Here is a 20,281-nt window from a genome sequence, read left to right as displayed (position 1 = left end):
CCCATTTTACATTTTTTTTATCAGGAAAACAGAATAAAAATGAAATGTTAATTTTTTCAGTCAAAATACTTCATCCTCACCACATTGAAGCCCACAACACACCCAACAAAACCCATCCTCACATAGGGACTTACAGGGGCATAAACCGCAACTGCAAGTATAAGCACACCCACAACGGTATGGGTTAACAGGTTCTTCCAGTCCGTAAGGTACTCCCTGATTCCTCTAAACACTCTTCTCAACATAACACCTCATACATCGAAATACTATATATCAAATTTTGATATATCAAATAATGATATACCCTTTATATATACCTTTCGGTGAGCAAAAAAGGAAGGTTTATTTAACAAGTAGTACCGGTACCTCAACCGTCTTGAGGGTGGTCTCGGCCACACTGCCCATCAGAAGCTTTTCAAGACCTGAACGCCCATGGGATGCGATAACCACGAGATCCGCCCCTGTCTTCTCAGAGATCTTCTTCATATCATGCGCCGGGCTCCCAAATACCAGGACCTCATCCACCTGGACACCGGCCTCCCTGCCCTTTCTCTGCACAGCCGCCAGGATCTCCTTTCCCTCATCCTCAAGGACATCAAAGGGGTAGATCAGCTTCTCATCAATAACATGCACAGCAACAACCACGGACCCCAGACGCCCTGCAAGTTCAATGGCAAGGTCCTCTGCCTTTGCTGCATACTCTGAACCATCGGTTGGAACCATGATCCTCTCAAACATCACAGATCACCTATTCAATCCGCCTCACATGATCCCCCACAACAAACACTGTGCCACCCACATGGAGGACTGGCTTAACCGATTCAACGTCAAGGAGCCCATCCCTTATGCACCCAGAGCAGACCGATGCATTCACAACTGAGCCCACTATGAGGTTGTGGTCGCCAACCTCACACATCCGTAGGAGTTCACATTCAAGGTGCGCAACCGCCTCGGCTATCCTAGGGGGCTTAACCCTCTCTGAGGGAATCCAGTTAAGACCCGCGGCCTCAAGTTCATTCTCACCCGCCGGGAGATCCCTGGCGGTTATCCACATCTCATCAATTATATCCACCGGCGTTATGTTAAGTACAAACTCATGTGTGTCCTCAACATTCACTGCAGTGTGGTGGTTAGGTGCAGATGCAAACGCCACGATTGGGGGGTCAATTGACACCGGCATGGTGAAGGAAAATGGGGCCGCATTTATATTCCCATCCCCATCCACCGTTGTTACAATGACCGTTGGCCTTGGAGTAAGTATTCTGTGTGCATTCTCAACGGGAAAATTCTCAAATTCCACTATATCACCCCTTAACCCTCTGAAGGTATTTTGCATGGCTCCTTTCAACAAACTCGTCGCAGAGGCCATCTGGTTCCCCGTCCATTACAAGACGGCCGTCCTCAACCATCACAGCCCTCGTGCTGAGCTCCCTTATGAAATCCACATGGTGACTCACCATGATTATGGTTGTCCCGAACTCCATGTTGATCCTCTTGAGGGAATTTGAAACCATCCTGAGTGTTATGGGGTCAAGGTCCCCGAACGGCTCATCAAGGACAAGGACATCGGGCCTTGATGCAAGGACAAGTGCAAGGGTCGCCCTCACCCGCTCACCCCCTGAGAGCTCATAGGATTTCCTGTCAAGTATGTCCATGGGGAGGTCCAGGGCCCTGAATATGGGCTCAGCGTACTTCTTAACCTCACTGTCAGGGAAACTCGGGAAGAGCTCCTCAAGTATCTCAGGTGAGAGGCCAAGTTTCTCAAGCCTGTATCGGGCCTCTGTTTCAGGAAGATCCGTGAGCTGGTAGAGCACATCAAGGACCATATCGCTTATCCCAAGCTCCTCGGCCCTCTTCCTTGCCTCTGCAACAACATGTTCACCCTTAACACCGAGCCTTGCAGCTATCTGGCTCCTTATGGTGGCGTGGTGTACAAGGGCAAACTCCTGATGCATGAAACCCATCTTCCTCCTTACACCCATCCTTTTAACGCCAGGTTCATGCATGTTAACCCATTCACTGTTGAGCCTGAACTCCACCGTACCCTCATCAGGAAGATCCAGTCCACCGATCATCCGGAGGAGCACCGTCTTGCCGGCCCCGCTGGGCCCTATTATGGATACTATCTCACCCTCCCTGATATCAAGGTTAACATCCCTCATCTCAAGAACTGCCCCGCCCTTGAGGAGTACAAACCTCTTGGCCAGGTCCCTGACCCTGAGGATCTCCCTCTCTGAGCTGGGGGGTGTGTAGTCAACCGGGGGCTCAATGTCCCTCATGAACCTCTCTATAATCCTCCCGGGTTCCCCCTCATCAACGATGCGCCCGTCCTCCATGAGAACCAGGCGGTCTGCAAGGTACTCGTGGACTTCAGGAAGGTGTGAAACCAGCACCACCGTGACCCCCAGTTCCCTGTTGATGTTCTTTATGGCATCCAGTATCTCCTGCTTTGTCCCCGGGCATGACATGGTTGCGGGTTCATCAAGAAGGAGTACCCTGGGTTTTTTTGCAAGTTGCCTGGCCATTATGAGCCTCTGCTTCTCGCCACCACTGAGGACAGGTGCAAAGTGCTCGGCCTTGTGGTCGAGTCCAACCACCCTTAGGAGTTCCATTGCCTCTTCACCGAATTCATCATAGGCGAAGTCAAAGTCCGTCATGGACTCGTCACCATATTTTGCAGCGTACAGCTTCCTTATGACATTCTGAAGGGCGGTCTCCGACCAGAGCCCAAATGACCTCTGGAGGTGAATCGCAGTCTTCTTTTTGAGCTTTGAGAAGTAGTACTGTCCAGAATCAGCCTCAACGGTTACATCATCCAGGGTTATCCTCCCTGAATCAAAGGGTTCAACACCCCTCAGGATCCTCAGAAGTGTCGTCTTACCTGAACCGCTCATTCCAAGTATTCCCAGTATTTCGCCCTCAGAAACCTCAAGGTTAACATCAGAAAGTGCCCTGAATTCATCTCCATTCTCAAGTTTATAGGTCTTTGTGAGGTTCTCCACCCTTATCATTGCATCACCGCAACCATTCCTTCAAGGTTCAAAGATACCAGATCTCATGGCAGTGACTGAAAAACTGCCAGTGAAAATTTCATCCAATCGTTACAGCAACGTGCTGCCATGAATATATACTAGAACCACTATAGTTCTAATAGTTTTACTGACATAATAACCTTTATGCGGTGATATGAATGAGGGGATTGCTGGTTGGAAGGATGCAGCCATTCCACCGGGGACACCTCCAGGTTATAAAGAGGGTGCTCGGGGAGGTTGATGAACTCATAATATGTATCGGGAGCGCCCAGCTGAGCCACAGCCTCAGGGACCCCTTCACCGCCGGTGAGAGGGTGATGATGCTGACCAAGGCACTCAGTGAGAACGGTATCCCCGCATCAAGCTACTACATCATACCTGTCCAGGATATAGAGTGCAACGCCCTCTGGGTTGCACATATAAAGATGCTGACACCCCCATTTGACAGGGTATACAGTGGAAACCCCCTTGTCCAGAGGCTCTTCAGTGAGGACGGCTATGAGGTGACTGCACCCCCCCTTTTCTACAGGGACAGGTACTCAGGGACAGAGGTGAGGCGGAGGATGCTGGATGATGGTGACTGGCGCTCACTCCTTCCAGACTCGGTGGTTGAGGTTATAGAGGAAATAAATGGTGTTGAAAGAATAAAACACCTTGCAAAAAAGGAAGTTAGTGAACTGGTGTAGGTGTCAGAGATGATGGTCATGGTGACAGATGAAAAGGAGGTCTTCAGAATGGATGACCTCCTTGAACATGTGAAGAAGAGCCCCTACCTTGATGAATGCGGAGCAGTGTTCACCTTTGAGGGTATCGTCCGTGGTGTTGATGATGAGAGGACAGAGAAACTTGTACTCACAACACCTGACATTGAAAAGGCCCAGAGGGAACTGGAGGGGATAGTGGAGGATGTGATGGAGAAGTACCCTGTGAGGGACGTGGCGGTTGTGCACTACGTTGGGGAGTTCTACGTATCAGAGACCCTCTTCATGGTGGCTGTTGCAGGACCCCACCGCGGGGAAACCCTTGATGCCCTTAAAGAGATAATCGAGAGGACAAAATATGAAATAGACTTCAAAAAGGAGGAGTACACCACCAGCGGCAGGAACGTTATCATGTCAGGCGGCTAGGAGTCTTAAAATGAAATTCATAAGGGACAGCGTCCACGGTAACCTGAAACTCACCGAATTTGAGGTGAGGGTTGTTGACACACCCCAGTTTCAGAGACTCAGGAGGATAAAGCAGCTGGGATTCACGAATCTGATATACCCCGGGGCAAACCATTCAAGGTTCGAACACTCCATAGGGGCCATGTACCTGGCATCGAGACTGGCAGAACACCTCAACCTTGGACCTGAAAAGAAGAGCATACTGAGGCTCTGCGCCCTCCTCCATGATGTGGGTCACGGTCCATTCTCCCATGTATCAGAGGGCGTCCTTGAAAGGTCCCATGAGAGCCTCACAAGAGAACTCATAAGGGAATCTGTGCTCGGTGAGATAATATCAGAGGAGTTTGACCTTGAACAGGTTATGAGGATACTGAGGGGTGAGGGGGTCCTTGGACAGGCAATCAACGGGGAGCTTGACGTTGACAGGATGGATTACCTGCTGCGGGACTCCCACTACACAGGGGTGGCCTACGGTATAATAGACGTTGAAAGGCTGATATACAATATGAAGATGGAGAACGACCTTGTCCTTGACAGGAAGGGTGTTCAGGCCGCAGAGTCTGCCCTGCTTGCAAGGTACTTCATGTATCCCAGCGTCTACCAGCACCACACCACGAGGATCGTGAACTCCATGTTCAGGAGGTGCCTCAGGAGCCTCATATCTGAGGGGGTGCTTGATGAGTCCAGGATATACCGGTATGACGACATGGACCTCATCGTAATGTGCAGGGAGCAGGATGGACTTGCAGGTGATATGATACGGAGACTGGATAACCGTGACCTCCTCAAGACCGTGGACTCTGTGAAACTCAATGAACTCGAGGACCCCCACAGGGTATTCAGGATCACAGATGCTGAGATAAGAAAGGCCGAGAGGGAAATTGCAGATGACATGGACCTGGACCCTGATTATGTTGTGGTTAACCTTCCCGAGTACCCTGCGTTTGATGAGATGAGGACCCAGGTTTCTGTTGGGGACTCCATTGTGAACCTGAGCCATATATCAAGTCTCGTGGGGGCGCTGAAGGAGGCGAGGTTCAACCATGCAGATATCTGTGTCTACGTGCCCCGTGAATCCGCCACAGCATTCAGGGAATTCAGCCTCCACGACTACATGGATCTCCCTGAGAGAAGACCATCACACCCCAGGCAGCTCCGCCTCACGGTACCTGATTACCTCAAATTCCGATAAATAATACCCTATCATGGCGGATAACAAAATAAAACCCTCCAGGATACCTCAATCAGATAAATTCTCATCAAAAAAGAATGATCATACATAAAAACACTCAGAAGTGATTCAGATGATAATACTGGCAATGACAGGTGCAAGTGGCGTTATCTACGGGGATAGAATACTCAGGGCCCTGAAGGACGCCGGGGAAAATGTTGGACTCATGATAACCGATACTGCACGTGATATAATCAGATACGAACTTGGAAGAGACCCTGAAACCCTGGAGGAGATGGCTGATGAGTGCTTTGATTCTGATGACTTCACATCAGCAGTTAACAGTGGCTCCTCCAGTTTCAGTGCCATGGTCATAGCGCCGTGCACAATGAAGACCCTATCAGCGATAGCCAATGGATATGCAGGCAATGCACTCACAAGGGCCGCTGACGTGTGTCTCAAGGAGAGGCGTAAGCTGGTCCTTGTGCCAAGGGAGACTCCACTTAGAAGCGTGCACCTTGAGAACATGCTGAGGGTTTCAAGGGAGGGGGGTATAATACTCCCTGCAATGCCCGGATTCTACCACAGACCATCATCAATAGAGGAAATCGCCGACTTCATAGCTGGTAAGGTGCTGGACGTCCTGGGGATAGAGAATGAACTCTTCAGAAGGTGGAGCGGTGAGGATATGAAAAGGCCTTAAAGCCAGTACTTCCTGTTCACAATACACTTATTCACAGAAAAGTGAGGATATGAAAAGGCCTTAAAGCGAATGCAACGGTGGTGTGAGTTGATACCTGACCATGAATTCATAAAGAACCCCTCTGTACCGGGACCAACAGCCATGGAGGTTAGGTGCCTCCTCATGTGCCTTGCAGAGCCCCGGAAAGGGGACACAGCGGTTGATGTGGGGTGTGGAACCGGTGGAGTGACCCTTGAACTTTCAAGGAAGGCTGGAAGGGTCTATGCAATCGATAAAAGCCCCGATGCAATTTCAACAACGGAGATGAACCTTAAAAAGCATGGGCTGGGGGATAACGTCACACTGATATGTGGTGATGCGGTGGAAGCTCTCTCTGAAATTGATGCACTGGACATTGCTGTAATCGGGGGAAGCGGCGGTAGACTGGGGGAAATACTCGAAGTGGTTACAGATAAACTTAGAGATGGTGGAAGGATCCTTATAACCGCAATACTCCTTGAGACAAGGTGCGAGGCCGTTAAGTACCTGAAGGAGCTTGGATTTGACGTTAACATAACCGAGCTGAGCATAACAAGGGGTCGTGTGCTTGAAAGAGGGACCATGATGGTTTCAAAGAACCCCATTGCAGTGATTTACACGGAGAATTCAGATTAAGATTCTCAGGGTGATGGTAGGAACTCAAGGCTAAACTGGAAATTCAGGCTGGGGATTCTGCTTGTACTTGTATCATCATCCATCTACCTTCTCCTCTACTTCATATTCCATAAACCCGAGACTGAACTATTCTATATCGGTATAGACCTTGCATTTGTGCCCCTGGAAATTCTTATAGTGGTCATAATCGTGGAGGCCGCCATATCCCGGCGGGAACTTGTTGAGAGACTCGAGAAACTCAACATGGTCGTGGGGGCGTTCTTCAGTGAGGTGGGCACCGAATTCCTCAAGAGGGTATCCCCCTTCGAGTCAAATACAGATAGGATTGCATCAAAACTTAAGATAGATGCATCATGGAGTCCAGATGACTTTAAGGGAATGCTCAGTGAGATAAGGGGATGCGAATTTGATTTTGAGCTGGGTTCACCTGAAAGTGTTGAACTCCTCAAGTACCTGAAAGTTTTCCTAACGTCCCGGAGGAAGTTTCTTCTGGGGCTTCTTGAAAACCCCAATCTACTTGAGCATGAAAGCTTCACAGACATGCTCTGGGCGGTCTTTCATCTCATGGAGGAACTCGAGGCACGAGAGGACCTCTCATCTCTACCTCCCACAGACTATGAGCACCTGGCCGGTGACCTCCAGAGGGCCTACTCTGCCGTTGTTTCTGAGTGGCTGGGATACATGGAACACCTCAGTGAAAACTACCCCTACCTCTTCTCACTTGCCGTGAGGAAGAACCCCTTCAACAGGGATGCAAGGGTGGAAATTCTTGAGTGATGATCTCAGTACACTGGAGAATTTACCATGGCACGGAGACACCATAAAGAGGAATATAAGGATACTCATGTATTCATATCTTAATTTAAATTTTTAATAATGCCTTGTTTTGAAAATAAAATCGCATAACTTATATATTATGACGGAGAGATTATAAAAAAACTCCAATGGTTGGTATCCATGGAACGTTTGACCCTTGAGCAGTATAGGGAAATGGTTAATGAGATAATTGAATTCAAGAATCTGTACGGGTCTTTACCGGAATATGCCCTCGTCGATGGGAAGAAAATCCACAAAGAACACTACATCGACATGATCGAGAGGGTAAATAAGTTTGTTCTTGAGATGGGAAGGAATCCCCGCACAGTTGATATCAGATCCTGAGGTCCTCCGGTCGGTTGAAGTTCCTGAAACTCCGAAGGGTTGGATCCAGACTGATAGCGTCTAGGCGGCAGGATTCAATGGAGTCAAGGAGAACCCTAACTCTCCTTTCATTTTTGGCGAGCAGACCCTCTATATGGTCCCTTACTTTTACCGAGTAGATTGAGTGCAGTGGTTCAAGTAAACCATCCCTGCAGGGTACAATGGCATCACACCTATCCCCCATAACCCTGAAGGCATCCTTCATATTCAGGAGAAATTCCCGGGTAACAAGGGGGGAGTCACAGGGGAGAAAGAGGGCCGCGGAACCTGATATTCTTCCAAGGGCCGTGAATATACCCCCCAGCGGGCCGACACCCGGCACCTCATCTGTGAGGACGCTGATACTGGAATCAAGAAGATCCCTGTAATTACCTGCCTGCCTGCTGTCACGGAGGACCACGGCAACCTCAGTGAAATATTCCAGCAGCCTATCTGTTATTATCTCAATGAAGGTCCTTCCATCCATCACAAGAAGGCCCTTATCTGATCCCATTCTCCTGCCCATTCCCCCGCAGAGGACCACAGCGGAGTTCAGTTCACGGTTCTTCATTGATCTGAAATTACAGAAAAAATGATTTATTTGAGGGTGGGGTAGTTTGGGCTTTCATTGGTTATGAGGAGGTCGTGGGGGTGGCTCTCCTTGATACCGCTTGAGGTTATCCTCACAAGCTTTGCCTTCTCCTTCATCTCACCGAGATCTGCGGCGCCGCAGTATCCCATTGAGGCCCTGAGACCTCCGATTAACTGGAACAGGACCTCGCTCACCGTTCCCTTATAGGGGACAACGCCCTCAACACCTTCAGGGACGACCTTGGTGTGTTTCATGTGGCCCTTGGGCTCCTGGAAGTACCTGTCTGTCCCGGCACCTATACCGCCTGTCATTGCACCCAGGGACCCCATTCCACGGTACTGCTTGTACTTACGGCCATTCATAACAACAACGTCTCCCGGGGCCTCATAGGTACCTGCAAGCAGGTTTCCGAGCATGACACAGTCCGCCCCAACTGCCACTGCCTTTGCAATATCCCCTGAGTACCTTATACCACCATCGGCGATCACAGGAACATCGTACTCTGCTGCCACATCAGCCACCTCGGCTATGGCGGTGAGCTGCGGCACGCCCACACCTGCAATTATCCTGGTGGTGCACATTGACCCGGGACCTATACCAACCTTGAGGCCATCAACGTCCTGTGCGATGAGGTCCTCTGCAGCCTCCCTGGTTGCGATGTTACCCACTATGAGGTCCGCGTCTATCTCCCTCTTCATTTTCCCGGCGCTCTTAACAAGGTTCATGTTGTGTCCGTGGGCGCTGTCAATTGCCAGTATATCTGCCCCTGCCTCATCAAGCGCATGGGCCCTTTCAAGGTCAAATGGCCCTGTGGCTGCTGCAACCATGAGGTAACCTTCACTGTCCCTTGATGCATTGGGGTACCTCTTCCTCTCAAGTATATCCTTCATGGTGAGTATACCAACGATCTTCCCGTCCTTCACAACAGGGAGCCTTTCAACCTTGTTCTCGTAGGCTATGTCAAGGGCCTCTGATGGGGTTACCGATTCATCAACCGTGACGACATCCCTTGTCATCACCTGGTCAACCTTCCTGTCGGCCTCGGAGTTGAATATGGGCTCAATGTCCCTCCGGCTTATTATACCTATGAGTATTCCATCCTCAACCACGGGCAGCCCGCTGATCTCCTCCTGATCCATTATCTCATGGGCCTCCCTGAGGGTGGAGTCCGGTGATATGGTTATAACATCCCTTATGGTGAGGTCACCGGACCTCTTGACCTTCTTGACCTGCTCCACCTGGTCCTTGATGCTCATGTTCCTGTGGATAACACCCATTCCGCCCTCCTGGGCCATTGCGATGGCCATCTCGTACTCTGTAACGGTGTCCATCGCAGAGCTTATTATGGGTATTTTGAGTCTGATATTCCTTGATACCCTTCCAGATGTCTCCACATCCTTCGGTTCCACATATGATGCCTGGGGAAGAAGGAGAAAATCATCAAATGTGTAACCGGTTTCTGCTTCCTTCAATTTTTTCGTGTACATTATTAACCACCTGAGAGGCCGCCAGGGTTATTTTAGAAGCTATCTATCAGTTCCTTGAGTTCCCTCACAGCTGTCCTGTGGATTCTACCGGTGTTGCGGTCTCCGCCAACACATGCAGCACCCCTTATGCCGACCACATCACATCCAATATCATAGAGTGGTTTGAGGTGCTCCCTTCCAACTGACCCTGCAAGGGCGGATTTCAGTCCATGGTCCCTGGTTTCTGAGACAAATGATTCCAGCTGCTCCATGTCCATGAAATCAAACAGTGACTTACCATCCTTCACAGCGGTGTCAAGCATTGCAAGATCAGCCCCTGAATCTGCAGCAACACGTGGTATCTCCATTGGGTCCACTGCACCCACACGGTGGGCATCGGCGTAGCCGGCTGCAACGACGATTGCGTCGGATTCATCCTTAACTGCCCTCACAACGTTCTTCATGACATCAACCGCCTCTTCGTAGTTCTTTGTCCCGTAGAGGCCGACCTTTATGTAGTCTGCACCTGATACAAGGGCCCCCATGGCTGCCAGCGCCACGGTCCCTGGCTTGTAGGGCACATCACCCAGGGTGGCGCTCACAAGCATCTCATCGGGTGTCATCTCCCTGACCCGGCGGATAACCCAGGGAAAGTTGGCCCCGAGAGATCCTTCACGGGGGTTCTTAACGTCAACTATGTCTGCACCGCCTTCTATGGCTTCAAGTGCCTCCTCTGTGTTAATTGGACTTATCAATAGAAGCAAACCAATAACCTCCTGGTAAAAATTATGGAATGATATCCCAAGAAACATTACATGATAATTTTTTTAATTTATCTAGAATAGCACCCTTTTATACCTTTCTTTTCAGAGTGGTGAACCCCTTCTTTTTATCCTCTCAGCCACCCTCAGATGTGACCTGTGGTAGAGGCCCGCGGCATTGCACTCTCCCCTTAGCCTCTCCATGAGCGAGGCTGTTGGCGTTCCCACCGGGCACTTCTCTGTGCAGAGGCCACAGAGGGTGCACATGTAGAGCCCTGATTCAACCGCTGTTTCTCTATCTGCAAGGAAGGAACTCATAACAACTCCCCTGCCGCCGAGGTACCCCCTGTACCCGAATCTGTTCCCAATTGCATTGTAAACCGGGCAGGTCACTATGCAGCTGCCGCAGCCTATGCAAAGGAGGGCCTCAGGATAAGCCGAGGATCTGCCATTATCCACCGCAACTGCAATGACCCCTGATGCCCCGTACATGCCCCTGAGGAGCATCTTTTCTATATCCGCGGTCTTTGATGGTCCTGATATCACATTGATGTAGGAGGGAACCCCTGTACCCGTCGCATAGGCTGTCTCGAGTTTCACAACCGACACCGCATCCTCTATTTCAGGTACAAACTTATCTATCCCGAATACTAGTATGTGGGTGTCCATGAGGGATAACCTTCCCACATTACCCTCATTGTGGACTATCACAGCCGATCCATCATGTGCTGCCACGGAATTTGCCCCTGTCACTCCCGTTGTGCAGGATTCGATTTTACTGAGAATATCCTCCCTTACAGCCGCCATTATCTCATATGGATCATCTGAAATATCAACCCCCAGCTTATCCCTTACTATCTCAGCTATTTCAGAAACTCCCAGGTGAAGTGCAGGTCCAACGGGATGTGCGGGTTTCTTAATTCCTCCAAGTTGAAGTATCCGATCCCCCAGATCTGTCTCAATCACCTTCACGCCTTTCCTCTGAAGATAATCGGAAAGGCCTATCTCAGATAGGGTGTTGGATTTGGACTTTGCAACAGGACCCCCATCAATTGACTCATGAATTATCCTGCAGGCCTCCTCTGCATCCTCTGCAAGATGGAACTCAACACCGTTGTCCCTGAAGCGTCTCTGTGCCTCTGCAAGGAGCTCCTCCATTTTTTCAACTGCCAGTTCACGTATCCCTGCCACCCTATCTCTCAGCCCATCAAGTTCTGGAGTGTCAAGGAGTTCAGTACGCCTCTCGTCAAGTTTGCTGAAGGATATCCTCATCTGACGGATTTCATCATCGTTCAACCTTTATCCTCCCTGATAATTTCAGATAGAAGCTCTGTTATGTCCATTACCCTCATGGAGGTGGATTCAAGGTTCAGACGGCAGAACGGGCAGGATGTGCAGAGTATATCTGCCCCGGTCCTCTCAGCCTCATCTATACGTGATGATGCAACCCTGGCTGATATGTCCCTGTGGGCTGACCTCAAGCCACCCCCTGCCCCACAGCACCTTGAGTCCCTCCCATGGTGTTCCATTTCCCTGAAATCTGTAAACACCTTTAGAATCTCCCTGGTGGCGTCCTTCTCGTCTGTGTGCCTTGATAGGTGACAGGGGTCATGGTATGTCACCCTAAGTGCGGTTTTATCAAATTCAATGTTCCCTGCATCTACAAGGTCAAGGATAACCTGTGAGATGTGCTTCACCCCTATGCTGTAACCCATACTCCTGTAGTCCTCGTTGAGTGTGCGGTAACATCCAGCACATGATACGATAACTTCCCTTCCCTGGAGCATTTTCCCTGTCCTCTTAATCTGTCTTTCAGCATCCTCAAGAAATCCTGTTCTAAGGAGTACTGATCCACAGCAAGTTTCATCATCCATAACCCTGTATTCAAGCCCCGCTGCCTGGAGGATTTTCTCTGTAGCCCTCTCTATTTCTGTGAGTCTTTCCCTTGCAAGACATCCCCTGAAGTAGATAACCATGATATCAGTTATGCCAACGGCTCTATTAATATGTTGGAGTTTTCAGAAAAAATGAAATGTCCTCTGATTTAAAAGGAGATGCTACAATCTCAGAGAAAAGATCTAAATGTTACCTGTAACCTCTCTCAGGATCTCCTCAAGTTTTTTTCCGATTGCATCTGCACTGTAATCCCTGAAAACATCTGCTGCCTCCTTTGTGAGTCTTCCGTGGAGTTCTGTGTCAGATAAAAGTGCTCTGAGTTTATCTGCCAGGTCCCTCCAGTTGCAGGGTTCAAAGAAGAGTCCCCCCATCTCCCTGCTTGCCTCCATTACAGGGGGTATACCTGAAGCCACGAAGGGTGTCCCGCAGCCCATTGCCTCCACAACAACTATGCCGAAACCCTCAACCACGCTTGGAAGGCAGAAGACCCAGGACTCTGCTATAACCCTCAGGACATCCTCATGTTTCTCCACGAACCCCAGAAACTCAACCCTATCATCCACTCCCAGTTCAGCTGCAAGGTCCCGGAGCTCCCCCTCCAGTGGACCCGTACCTATTATCCTGCACTTCAGGTCAGGAAACTCGTCTGCGAGAACTGAAACCGCCTTTATGAGGTCCCCCACTCTCTTATATTCAACGAGCCTTGAAACGCATGCAATGGATGGGCTGGTGCTTTTCTCAACCAGCGGCGGCCTGAAGTCCACCATGTTGTGGACTACTGAGACCCTCTGCCAGGGGTACCTCTCAAGTATCTTCCTGGCGGTGTACTCTGAAACCGCTATTATCCTGTCAAACCTCCTTGAGAGGGTGTATCTTTCAAGTATCTCACCGAGTATTCCTGAAAAACCAATGTTTCTGAGCCACTCACCGATCCAGACATCATGGTAACGTGCCAGGGCCTTCGCATTCGTTTTCCCTGCTATCATCCAGGCCACAGGATGTGTTATGAAATTGTACCCTATAACAGCGTCAGGTTCAAGTTTCAGGCCCTCCCTGTAGGCCGACAGCATGAATGATAGCCTCTCACCTATGGAGCCTGCCTGAACATAGGACCTCATGGGACCGCAGCAGATAACCTTCATATTTCCGCTGGTGTATCCATCAGGATTTTCAGGCGTCCTTGATGTTAGAACCGTCACATCATGCTTCTCTGATAATTTAAGGGCCTCGTTGAATGCACAGGCCTCTGCACCGCCCCTTATGTCCAGTTTCTCACCTGCTGGAAAGTACTCTGTCACGATACATATTCTCATATCTATCACTGAAGTGTGGAAGTGGATCTAATCATCATCCCCTCTGAGTGCAATCTCATGTACAAGCTCTGTTATCTCCTGCTGCAGCCTGTCCACCATTAAGTATATCCTGAAGAGGAGATAATAGGCCCCGAGTATGCCTATTATGAGGAGGAAATCAAGTCCCCGGCCTATTCCAAGGATGTTTGCAATTTCAGTCGAAAAGGAGGGTCTCAGTGAGAAGAATATGACAGAAACCCAGAGTATCAGCCACAGTATGAGGCCACCAGGGGATGTCCTTGAATCCCTGAACCTCAGAACAGAGATGAGTATCCCTGCAATTCCAATTAAAATTCCCAGAACCTGGTATATCATGAATTCGCCACCTTTTTAAGTATTCATGGATAAAAAACCTAAATCTTCCGGAATATATTGAGCAGAAGCCTCAGGAGTATTCTTATACCCACCGACGTGCTTGTTCCCTTGGCAATTGTTTCAGGCGTGTATATGGTCCTTATGGTAACCTCACACATTCTGAGGTCATTCCTGCGGATCTCCCCGATTATCTCTGATGAAACACCGTAGCCCCTGCTTTTTATATCAATAAGTGATACTGCCCTGGATGTGAATGCCCGGAGACCTGACTGGGAATCCGAGACTCTGCACCCATAGAAGAGGAGGGTGAGAAGGTTCATTATGGTATTCCCAAGGTTCCTTGAGAGGGGCATATCTGAGAAATCTCTCCTTCCAATAACCACATCTGCAGAACCCTCCAGGAGGGGTTTTAAGACCCTTTCAATGTCATCGGGGTCATGCTGCCCATCGGCATCGAAGGTCACCACGTAGTCTGCCCCCTCCTTCAGGGCAGCCCGCAGACCCGTCCTGAGGGCCGCCCCGAGGCCCCTGTTTATGACGTGGGTATAGACAGATAACCTGTCATTCCTGGAGGACATCCTTCTGAGTATCTCTGGCGTCGAGTCCCTTGAGCCGTCGTCAACCACCAGAACGCTGTAACCCCTTTCAAGAAGGGCCTTCAGAACATCCTCTATGGTCTTCTCCTCATTATAGGCCGGCACAACCACAGTGACATTCCCTGGTACCATTGAAATTCACTCATATATTGATTAACCATGAATCTTCATTGCAAGGGACGCTACTTTTCTTCCAAGGTTCCTGGATGTCTCGATACCCGTTTCATCCTCTGCAGACTCCCCCTTTGCACCGCCGACACCGGTGCCACCATAGTGGGCTGTTGGTGCCGCATCACCCACAACAACAGCCTCGTGTATAAGGAAGAAGTTGTGTATGTCGCCACATGCTGTCTCCTGGCCACCGTTCCTTGAGCCCCCAACAGTTATGGCCCCACCAACCTTATCTGATAATCTGAAATTGCTCCTGAGGGGCCTTGTCCTGTCCATGAACATCTTTGTCTGGGCTGTTACAGAGCCAAAGTACACCGGGCTTCCGATTATTATCCCATCAGCGTCTGCTGCAAGCTCAATCACCTCATTGAGGTCATCGTCGATCTCGCATTCCCCTTTACTCTTACATGAGTCACAGGCCCGGCAGGGGTTTATATCCCTGCCTGCGAGCCTCACAAGCTCGGTTTCAGCACCCTCACTGGCAGCGGCCTCAAGGGCCTCCCTGAGCAGAATCTCAGTGTTACCATTTTTTCTTGGACTTCCACAGATTCCAATAACCTTAACCATCAGATTCACCTCCTATCCTATTTAGAGGGGCCCCACATCAGGTTTGCCCTCACGCATACCCATCCCTGCATCACGTGTCAGCCTCTCTGGCCTGAAGAGCATCATGATGAGGTTCTGGGCATGTTCCCTTGCCCTGTTATCTGCAAGGACCTTTAGATCTTCAGGGTCATCCTCCTCATCCTCATGGACAAATACCTCAAGTATATGGGTGTTTGTCATGAGCTGAGCCTGTATAAGGCCAGTGGATGCCTCATGGGCACATACCTTATCCTTATCCTCTGGACCGGGCATTCCGAGGGCCATGACCATTTCACAGCCCTCCTCCTCGATTAATTTTTTGCAGGCAACCGGAAGATCCTTTATCCCCGGGACCGTTCTCCTTATGATCTTTATACCTGTGGCATGCTTTTTAATCTCATCGATGGCTGCACCACCCATGTCATACCTTGCAAAGGTTGTGTCACAGATCCCGACCTTTATCATGATATCACCCTATTTCAGCTGGTCACGGAGTTTTCTCCTGGCCTCCCCGATCGTGAGGGGGTATGGTTCCCTGAATGGGAGGTCATCCTCCTTCTGAAGTATCTCCACCAGATGCGCTATCCTTGGAAGGCGGAGGTTGGCGCCCCTTATGGTATCTATATCTGAGAAAACATCTCCGGGTGTTCCCTCACTTATTATCTCTCCCCCGCTTATTATGTATATCCTGTCTGAGTAGAGGGGTGCCAGGTCAACATCATGGGTGGATATGATTATGGTCATGCCCTCCTCATTCAGGTCATGGAGAAGTCTGAGTATCTGCGATGCCCCGCGGGGGTCAAGGCCGGAGGTTGGCTCATCAAGTATCATTATATCAGGTTTCATGGCAAGTATACCTGCTATTGCAACCCTCTTCTTCTCACCCCCGCTCAGGTGGTGGGGGGGTCTGTCCTCGTAGCCTGACATTCCCACCTTCCGCAGGGCGTCCTTAACCCTCTCCTCAACCTCGTCCTCATCAAGTCCCATATTGAGGGGTCCGAATGCAACGTCCTCGTCAACCCTTGGTGCGAACAGCTGGTCATCAGGGTTCTGAAATACGATTCCAACCTTCTGTCTGACTTCTATGAGCCCTGATTTGCTGTAGTCGATTTCTTTCCCATCTACCAGTACCTTCCCGCTGGTTGGCTGCAGTATGCCATTGAAGTGAAGGAATAGTGTGGACTTTCCTGCGCCGTTGGGGCCAAGAAGGGCCACCACCTCACCCTTTTTTGCATGGAAATCTATACCCTTCAGTGCCTCGGTGCCATCCGGGTAGGTGTACCTGATATTTACTGCCTCAATAATCTTCATGTTCACACCACTGGAAACTGACCATATGATGAATAGTGTTCATTTAATATTTAACTGTGCCCCGGTGGTATTCTCACAGAAGCAGATTAGAAGATGACACCCTTTGATGTGAAAAGAAGCCCCACTAAAAGTAAACCATCAAATAATGCTATCATAACCGCTTCACGGGCTCCAATGGATTGCCTTCTGATGGATGGCATGGTCCCCTGATAGCACCTCGCCTCCATGGAACGGTACACCGTCTCACCCCTCAGCCAGGACCTTATAAAGAGGTTACCTGCAAGGAGCCCCAGGGACCTGTAGGAATTTTTAATACCACTGTAGCCCAGCCTTGAATCCTGGGCATGGTACATAACCGATGCCTCCTCAATGAAAACAAATATTGACCTGTACATGAGGAGGGCTACCTCAATGAAAGCCGCTGGAAGACCCAGCCTTCCAAGTTCATGGAAGACCTCATTGAGGGGTGTTGTGAGTGCAAGAAAGGCAAGACATGAAAACCCGCCGAGTATCCTTGAGAAGACCAGAATACCAGTCTGCAGGCCGTCACTGTAGACCGTGAGACCCATAAAAGTTACAAGGGGGTTCACACCAAAGAACAGCGCCATGAGCACGAGTGTCAGGACACCGAATCCCACAGGGATGGCGGCAAACCGCAGGTAGTATGAGGCGGGTATATCCGCTGCAAAGAGAATCAGGAGTGTCATTAAAAATGCGATGATGAGGGGTATAACAGGGTTTGGTGATAGGACCGAAATGAGCATTGTGATAATGGCCAGGGCCATCTTAAAGCCAGGGCTCATGTTTCTGAGGCCATTTGTATGTGCATAGTGGTCAACAGATATGTTCATCGTCCTTCACCATGAAAAAATTTTTATTCAGGGGATTCTCCCCTCCCCCTGTAGTAGCCAAAGACGTATCCTATTATGAGGGCACCTATGGCTGCCTGGAGAGCAAATAGCAGGCTCTCTATCTCACCACTTGGTGGCTCCCATATTGGCTGGAACCAGGGTTTATACCCTGTTTCAGATATTGCCTCTCCTGCACTGTCATCTGCCCCCCCAAAGTATCCCTGATCCTCTCCAAGGCCACTGTAGATTACAAGGGGTGCTATGGCAATCACCGCAACTGCAATAAGCATTATGATGTGTCTTTTATCCATTTTAACCCTCCACAGCAGGTTTTCCTATAACCTGAAGTCTCTCCATTATATCAGGCTTGAGCTTGAGGATGTTCTCAAATATCACCACGGTAAGAAGACCCTCAGCAACCGCCAGTGGAAGCTGGGTGTAGGCGAATATCACCATGAACTTCATAAGGGCCTCCATGAAACCGGGTTTTGGGAATGCAACTGCAAGCTGGACTGATGTTGTCACATAGGTCATAAGGTCGCCCAGAAATGCTGCAAGGAAGACCGCGGCAGATGAGGGTATTGCTGACCTTGTGATCCTGTAGATTCCCCAGGCACAGACCGGGCCAATGATACCCATGGAGAACACGTTTGCACCCAGGGTTGTTATGCCACCATGGGCAAGGAGCAGCGCCTGGAATATGAGAACAATGAGTGCCATGACAGATGTGACTGCAGGGCCGAAGAGCACGGCCCCGAGTCCATTACCTGTGGGGTGTGAACAGCTACCAGTTACAGATGGAAGTTTAAGGGATGATAGAACAAACATGAACGCACCGCTAACTGCAAGAAGCGGTTTTGCCTCGGGTCTCTCATCTGAAATCCTTATTATCCTGATTAAACCATAAACTATGACCGGTGCCGATAGTAGATACCAGAAGAGACACCACTCCGGTGGCAGGAATCCTTCCATGATATGCAATTTATCACCTTCTTGAATCTTTCTAAAGTAAACTTTAAGATATGAGTATATAATATTTTCTATAATTTCTGATTTAAATTAAAGTTTTCTTGAGAGGTGTGTTTGCCCAGATGAATGACATAACCCCTGTTATTCCACATACCCACACACCATCAAACACATAATCCCAGAAAAATAGATAACATAACTCCAATAGAGTGGTTAACATGAAAATCAAAAACAGACTCATCCTTGCAATGGACCTCATGGACCCCGGTGAAGCCCTCAGGGTCACAGAAGAGGTCGCCGAATACATTGACACGGTTAAGATAGGTTACCCCCTGGTACTCTCTGCAGGTATTGAGGTTATCGGGGACTTCAGGGAGAACTTTGGGTGCAGGGTGATAGCCGATTTCAAGGTGGCGGATATACCTGAAACCAATGAGAAGATATGCAGGGCCACCTTCAGGGCAGGGGCCGATGCTGTGATAGTACATGGATTCACAGGTGCAGATAGTGTAAGTGCATGCCTGGATGTTGCAGATGAAATGAAAAGAGACGTTTTCCTGCTGACAGAGATGTCACATCCAGGTGCAGAGATGTTCATACAGAAATCTGCAGATAGAATAGCAGAGATGGGAGTTGAACTGGGTGTTAAAAACTATGTGGGCCCCTCCACAAGGATAGAGAGGCTTTCAAGAATCAGGGAGATCATCGGCCCCGAAGCATTCCTCATATCCCCCGGTGTGGGTGCCCAGGGTGGAGACCCCTCTGAAACACTGAAATTTGCAGATGCTGTGATCGTTGGAAGGTCAATTTACCTTGCAGAGGATCCCGCTGCTGCTGCAGGTGAGATTCTGGATTCAATAGGAAATAAATAATTCATTTTAACTTTTAATGTCCATAAAAACAGCCTGCAAGACTATTTATCCACCATAACAGTTTACATAACATGCAATCAGGGGCCAAGCGAACCCCTAAATCCTGATTCTTCCTGCAATTTCGTAGGCGACCTCAAAGAGTATGAAAAAAAGGACCGTTGCAGGACCAAAACCTGTATCTGAAACTCCAAGCATTGAAATAACAGCAAGGAGGACTATCACAGCCTTGAGGGAGAACCTGTAATCAAAGAAAAACCTGAAAAAACGGCCCTTTTCGTATACCCTGGGGTTATCATTGCCATATTCATCAATGTAGGCTCCCGCTGTGCATGCAACAAGAGCAGGGATGCTCAATGAGGGCACTCCGCCAAAAAAAAGGACCAGAAGGAATACCACTGCGGCAAGCACGTGGCTGGGGCAGTCTATCTTACATGATAGAAGGGTGCCTGCAAATATCCCAAGGAATATGCATGCAGCAGCCATATCAGCAGTGGAGAGAACACCAGAGGAAAACCCGCAGAGGGCACCGGCCACCATGCCTGTGAGGGGCCTTCCCCACTCATCCTCGGCGTCATCTGCAACCTTCATCAGGAAACCTGAAACTGGAAAAAGAAGTTCAATCATGAAAGGACCTCAAAC

The 20,281-nt window shown here is 49.5% G+C and carries 27 protein-coding genes; 8 read left to right on the top strand and 19 right to left on the bottom strand.

What is annotated here, in order from left to right:
- Positions 1-56: 56 nt before the first annotated feature.
- The 4 genes from OXN82_RS01995 to OXN82_RS01980 form a co-directional block, all read right to left on the bottom strand.
- On the bottom strand, positions 57-245 hold the full coding sequence (locus tag OXN82_RS01995; protein ID WP_370005135.1) for a hypothetical protein: 189 nt from the start codon (positions 243-245) through the stop codon (positions 57-59).
- A 97-nt stretch (positions 246-342) separates the two neighbouring features.
- Positions 343-738 carry a universal stress protein gene (locus tag OXN82_RS01990; RefSeq protein WP_147671023.1) on the bottom strand — a complete coding sequence of 132 codons (396 nt, stop codon included), beginning with the start codon at positions 736-738 and terminating at the stop codon, positions 343-345.
- A gap of 10 nt (positions 739-748) precedes the next feature.
- Positions 749-1,300, bottom strand: coding sequence for a flavin reductase family protein (locus OXN82_RS01985; RefSeq protein ID WP_321211750.1), 552 nt, complete (start codon positions 1,298-1,300; stop codon positions 749-751).
- A gap of 4 nt (positions 1,301-1,304) precedes the next feature.
- Positions 1,305-3,011: an ABC transporter ATP-binding protein gene (locus OXN82_RS01980; protein ID WP_321211749.1), complete on the bottom strand. Its 1,707-nt coding sequence runs from the start codon at positions 3,009-3,011 to the stop codon at positions 1,305-1,307.
- 179 nt (positions 3,012-3,190) lie between these two features.
- Between OXN82_RS01980 and OXN82_RS01975 the strand changes: the two genes are divergently transcribed.
- The 7 genes from OXN82_RS01975 (at position 3,191) to OXN82_RS01945 (ending at position 7,887) form a co-directional block, all read left to right on the top strand.
- Positions 3,191-3,718 carry a nicotinamide-nucleotide adenylyltransferase gene (locus tag OXN82_RS01975; protein ID WP_013295419.1) on the top strand — a complete coding sequence of 176 codons (528 nt, stop codon included), beginning with the start codon at positions 3,191-3,193 and terminating at the stop codon, positions 3,716-3,718.
- Between the two features lie 9 nt (positions 3,719-3,727).
- Positions 3,728-4,159, top strand: coding sequence for a molybdenum cofactor biosynthesis protein MoaE (locus tag OXN82_RS01970; RefSeq protein ID WP_321211748.1), 432 nt, complete (start codon positions 3,728-3,730; stop codon positions 4,157-4,159).
- 10 nt (positions 4,160-4,169) lie between these two features.
- Positions 4,170-5,390, top strand: a complete 1,221-nt coding sequence (locus OXN82_RS01965; RefSeq protein WP_321211747.1) for an HD domain-containing protein — start codon at positions 4,170-4,172, stop codon at positions 5,388-5,390.
- 112 nt (positions 5,391-5,502) lie between these two features.
- A complete protein-coding gene (locus OXN82_RS01960) occupies positions 5,503-6,072 on the top strand; it encodes a UbiX family flavin prenyltransferase (RefSeq protein ID WP_321211746.1) in 570 nt (189 codons plus the stop codon).
- A gap of 87 nt (positions 6,073-6,159) precedes the next feature.
- On the top strand, positions 6,160-6,726 hold the full coding sequence (cbiT, locus tag OXN82_RS01955; protein ID WP_321211745.1) for a precorrin-6Y C5,15-methyltransferase (decarboxylating) subunit CbiT: 567 nt from the start codon (positions 6,160-6,162) through the stop codon (positions 6,724-6,726).
- Positions 6,727-6,882: 156 nt separating this feature from the next.
- Positions 6,883-7,503 (top strand): hypothetical protein, encoded by a 621-nt coding sequence (locus tag OXN82_RS01950; protein WP_321211744.1) that lies wholly within the window; start codon positions 6,883-6,885, stop codon positions 7,501-7,503.
- A gap of 180 nt (positions 7,504-7,683) precedes the next feature.
- Positions 7,684-7,887, top strand: coding sequence for a pseudomurein-binding repeat-containing protein (locus OXN82_RS01945; RefSeq protein ID WP_013295413.1), 204 nt, complete (start codon positions 7,684-7,686; stop codon positions 7,885-7,887).
- Here the strand turns inward: OXN82_RS01945 and OXN82_RS01940 are convergent.
- The 14 genes from OXN82_RS01940 to cbiM form a co-directional block, all read right to left on the bottom strand.
- Positions 7,877-8,476 carry a molybdenum cofactor guanylyltransferase gene (locus tag OXN82_RS01940; protein ID WP_321211743.1) on the bottom strand — a complete coding sequence of 200 codons (600 nt, stop codon included), beginning with the start codon at positions 8,474-8,476 and terminating at the stop codon, positions 7,877-7,879. The genes OXN82_RS01945 and OXN82_RS01940 overlap by 11 nt on opposite strands.
- A 26-nt stretch (positions 8,477-8,502) precedes the next feature.
- Complete coding sequence (guaB, locus tag OXN82_RS01935; RefSeq protein ID WP_013295411.1) at positions 8,503-9,984, bottom strand: IMP dehydrogenase; 1,482 nt, start codon at positions 9,982-9,984, stop codon at positions 8,503-8,505.
- Positions 9,985-10,016: 32 nt separating this feature from the next.
- Positions 10,017-10,727 carry a (5-formylfuran-3-yl)methyl phosphate synthase gene (locus tag OXN82_RS01930; RefSeq protein ID WP_321211742.1) on the bottom strand — a complete coding sequence of 237 codons (711 nt, stop codon included), beginning with the start codon at positions 10,725-10,727 and terminating at the stop codon, positions 10,017-10,019.
- 102 nt (positions 10,728-10,829) lie between these two features.
- On the bottom strand, positions 10,830-12,020 hold the full coding sequence (locus tag OXN82_RS01925) for an LUD domain-containing protein (protein WP_321211741.1): 1,191 nt from the start codon (positions 12,018-12,020) through the stop codon (positions 10,830-10,832).
- Positions 12,017-12,700, bottom strand: a complete 684-nt coding sequence (locus OXN82_RS01920) for a (Fe-S)-binding protein (protein WP_321211740.1) — start codon at positions 12,698-12,700, stop codon at positions 12,017-12,019. The genes OXN82_RS01925 and OXN82_RS01920 overlap by 4 nt, the downstream gene beginning before the upstream one ends.
- A gap of 102 nt (positions 12,701-12,802) precedes the next feature.
- Positions 12,803-13,933 carry a glycosyltransferase family 4 protein gene (locus OXN82_RS01915; protein ID WP_321211739.1) on the bottom strand — a complete coding sequence of 377 codons (1,131 nt, stop codon included), beginning with the start codon at positions 13,931-13,933 and terminating at the stop codon, positions 12,803-12,805.
- 27 nt (positions 13,934-13,960) lie between these two features.
- Positions 13,961-14,287 carry a DUF2304 domain-containing protein gene (locus OXN82_RS01910; RefSeq protein ID WP_321211738.1) on the bottom strand — a complete coding sequence of 109 codons (327 nt, stop codon included), beginning with the start codon at positions 14,285-14,287 and terminating at the stop codon, positions 13,961-13,963.
- A gap of 38 nt (positions 14,288-14,325) precedes the next feature.
- The gene (locus tag OXN82_RS01905) at positions 14,326-15,015 is read right to left on the bottom strand and encodes a glycosyltransferase family 2 protein (protein WP_321211737.1); all 690 of its coding nucleotides are present in this window, start codon (positions 15,013-15,015) and stop codon (positions 14,326-14,328) included.
- 21 nt (positions 15,016-15,036) lie between these two features.
- Positions 15,037-15,621: a flavodoxin family protein gene (locus OXN82_RS01900; RefSeq protein ID WP_321211736.1), complete on the bottom strand. Its 585-nt coding sequence runs from the start codon at positions 15,619-15,621 to the stop codon at positions 15,037-15,039.
- A gap of 21 nt (positions 15,622-15,642) precedes the next feature.
- Complete coding sequence (gene ribC / locus OXN82_RS01895) at positions 15,643-16,101, bottom strand: riboflavin synthase (protein ID WP_321212131.1); 459 nt, start codon at positions 16,099-16,101, stop codon at positions 15,643-15,645.
- 12 nt (positions 16,102-16,113) lie between these two features.
- Positions 16,114-16,950, bottom strand: a complete 837-nt coding sequence (locus OXN82_RS01890; RefSeq protein ID WP_321211735.1) for an ATP-binding cassette domain-containing protein — start codon at positions 16,948-16,950, stop codon at positions 16,114-16,116.
- A gap of 86 nt (positions 16,951-17,036) precedes the next feature.
- The gene (gene cbiQ, locus OXN82_RS01885) at positions 17,037-17,801 is read right to left on the bottom strand and encodes a cobalt ECF transporter T component CbiQ (protein WP_321211734.1); all 765 of its coding nucleotides are present in this window, start codon (positions 17,799-17,801) and stop codon (positions 17,037-17,039) included.
- A gap of 23 nt (positions 17,802-17,824) precedes the next feature.
- Positions 17,825-18,112 carry an energy-coupling factor ABC transporter substrate-binding protein gene (locus tag OXN82_RS01880; protein WP_321211733.1) on the bottom strand — a complete coding sequence of 96 codons (288 nt, stop codon included), beginning with the start codon at positions 18,110-18,112 and terminating at the stop codon, positions 17,825-17,827.
- A 1-nt stretch (position 18,113) separates the two neighbouring features.
- Positions 18,114-18,782 carry a cobalt ECF transporter S component CbiM gene (cbiM, locus tag OXN82_RS01875; RefSeq protein WP_321211732.1) on the bottom strand — a complete coding sequence of 223 codons (669 nt, stop codon included), beginning with the start codon at positions 18,780-18,782 and terminating at the stop codon, positions 18,114-18,116.
- 206 nt (positions 18,783-18,988) lie between these two features.
- On the opposite strand from cbiM, the gene pyrF reads away from it, so the two are divergent.
- Positions 18,989-19,642, top strand: a complete 654-nt coding sequence (pyrF, locus tag OXN82_RS01870) for an orotidine-5'-phosphate decarboxylase (protein ID WP_321211731.1) — start codon at positions 18,989-18,991, stop codon at positions 19,640-19,642.
- 96 nt (positions 19,643-19,738) lie between these two features.
- On the opposite strand, the gene OXN82_RS01865 is transcribed toward pyrF, so the two are convergent.
- Positions 19,739-20,266: a hypothetical protein gene (locus tag OXN82_RS01865; protein WP_321211730.1), complete on the bottom strand. Its 528-nt coding sequence runs from the start codon at positions 20,264-20,266 to the stop codon at positions 19,739-19,741.
- Positions 20,267-20,281: the final 15 nt, after the last annotated feature.

It is taken from the genome of Methanothermobacter sp. DP (assembly GCF_026692625.1).
GTDB lineage: Archaea > Methanobacteriota > Methanobacteria > Methanobacteriales > Methanothermobacteraceae > Methanothermobacter > Methanothermobacter marburgensis.
This window is presented reverse-complemented; position numbering and strand designations above follow the sequence as displayed.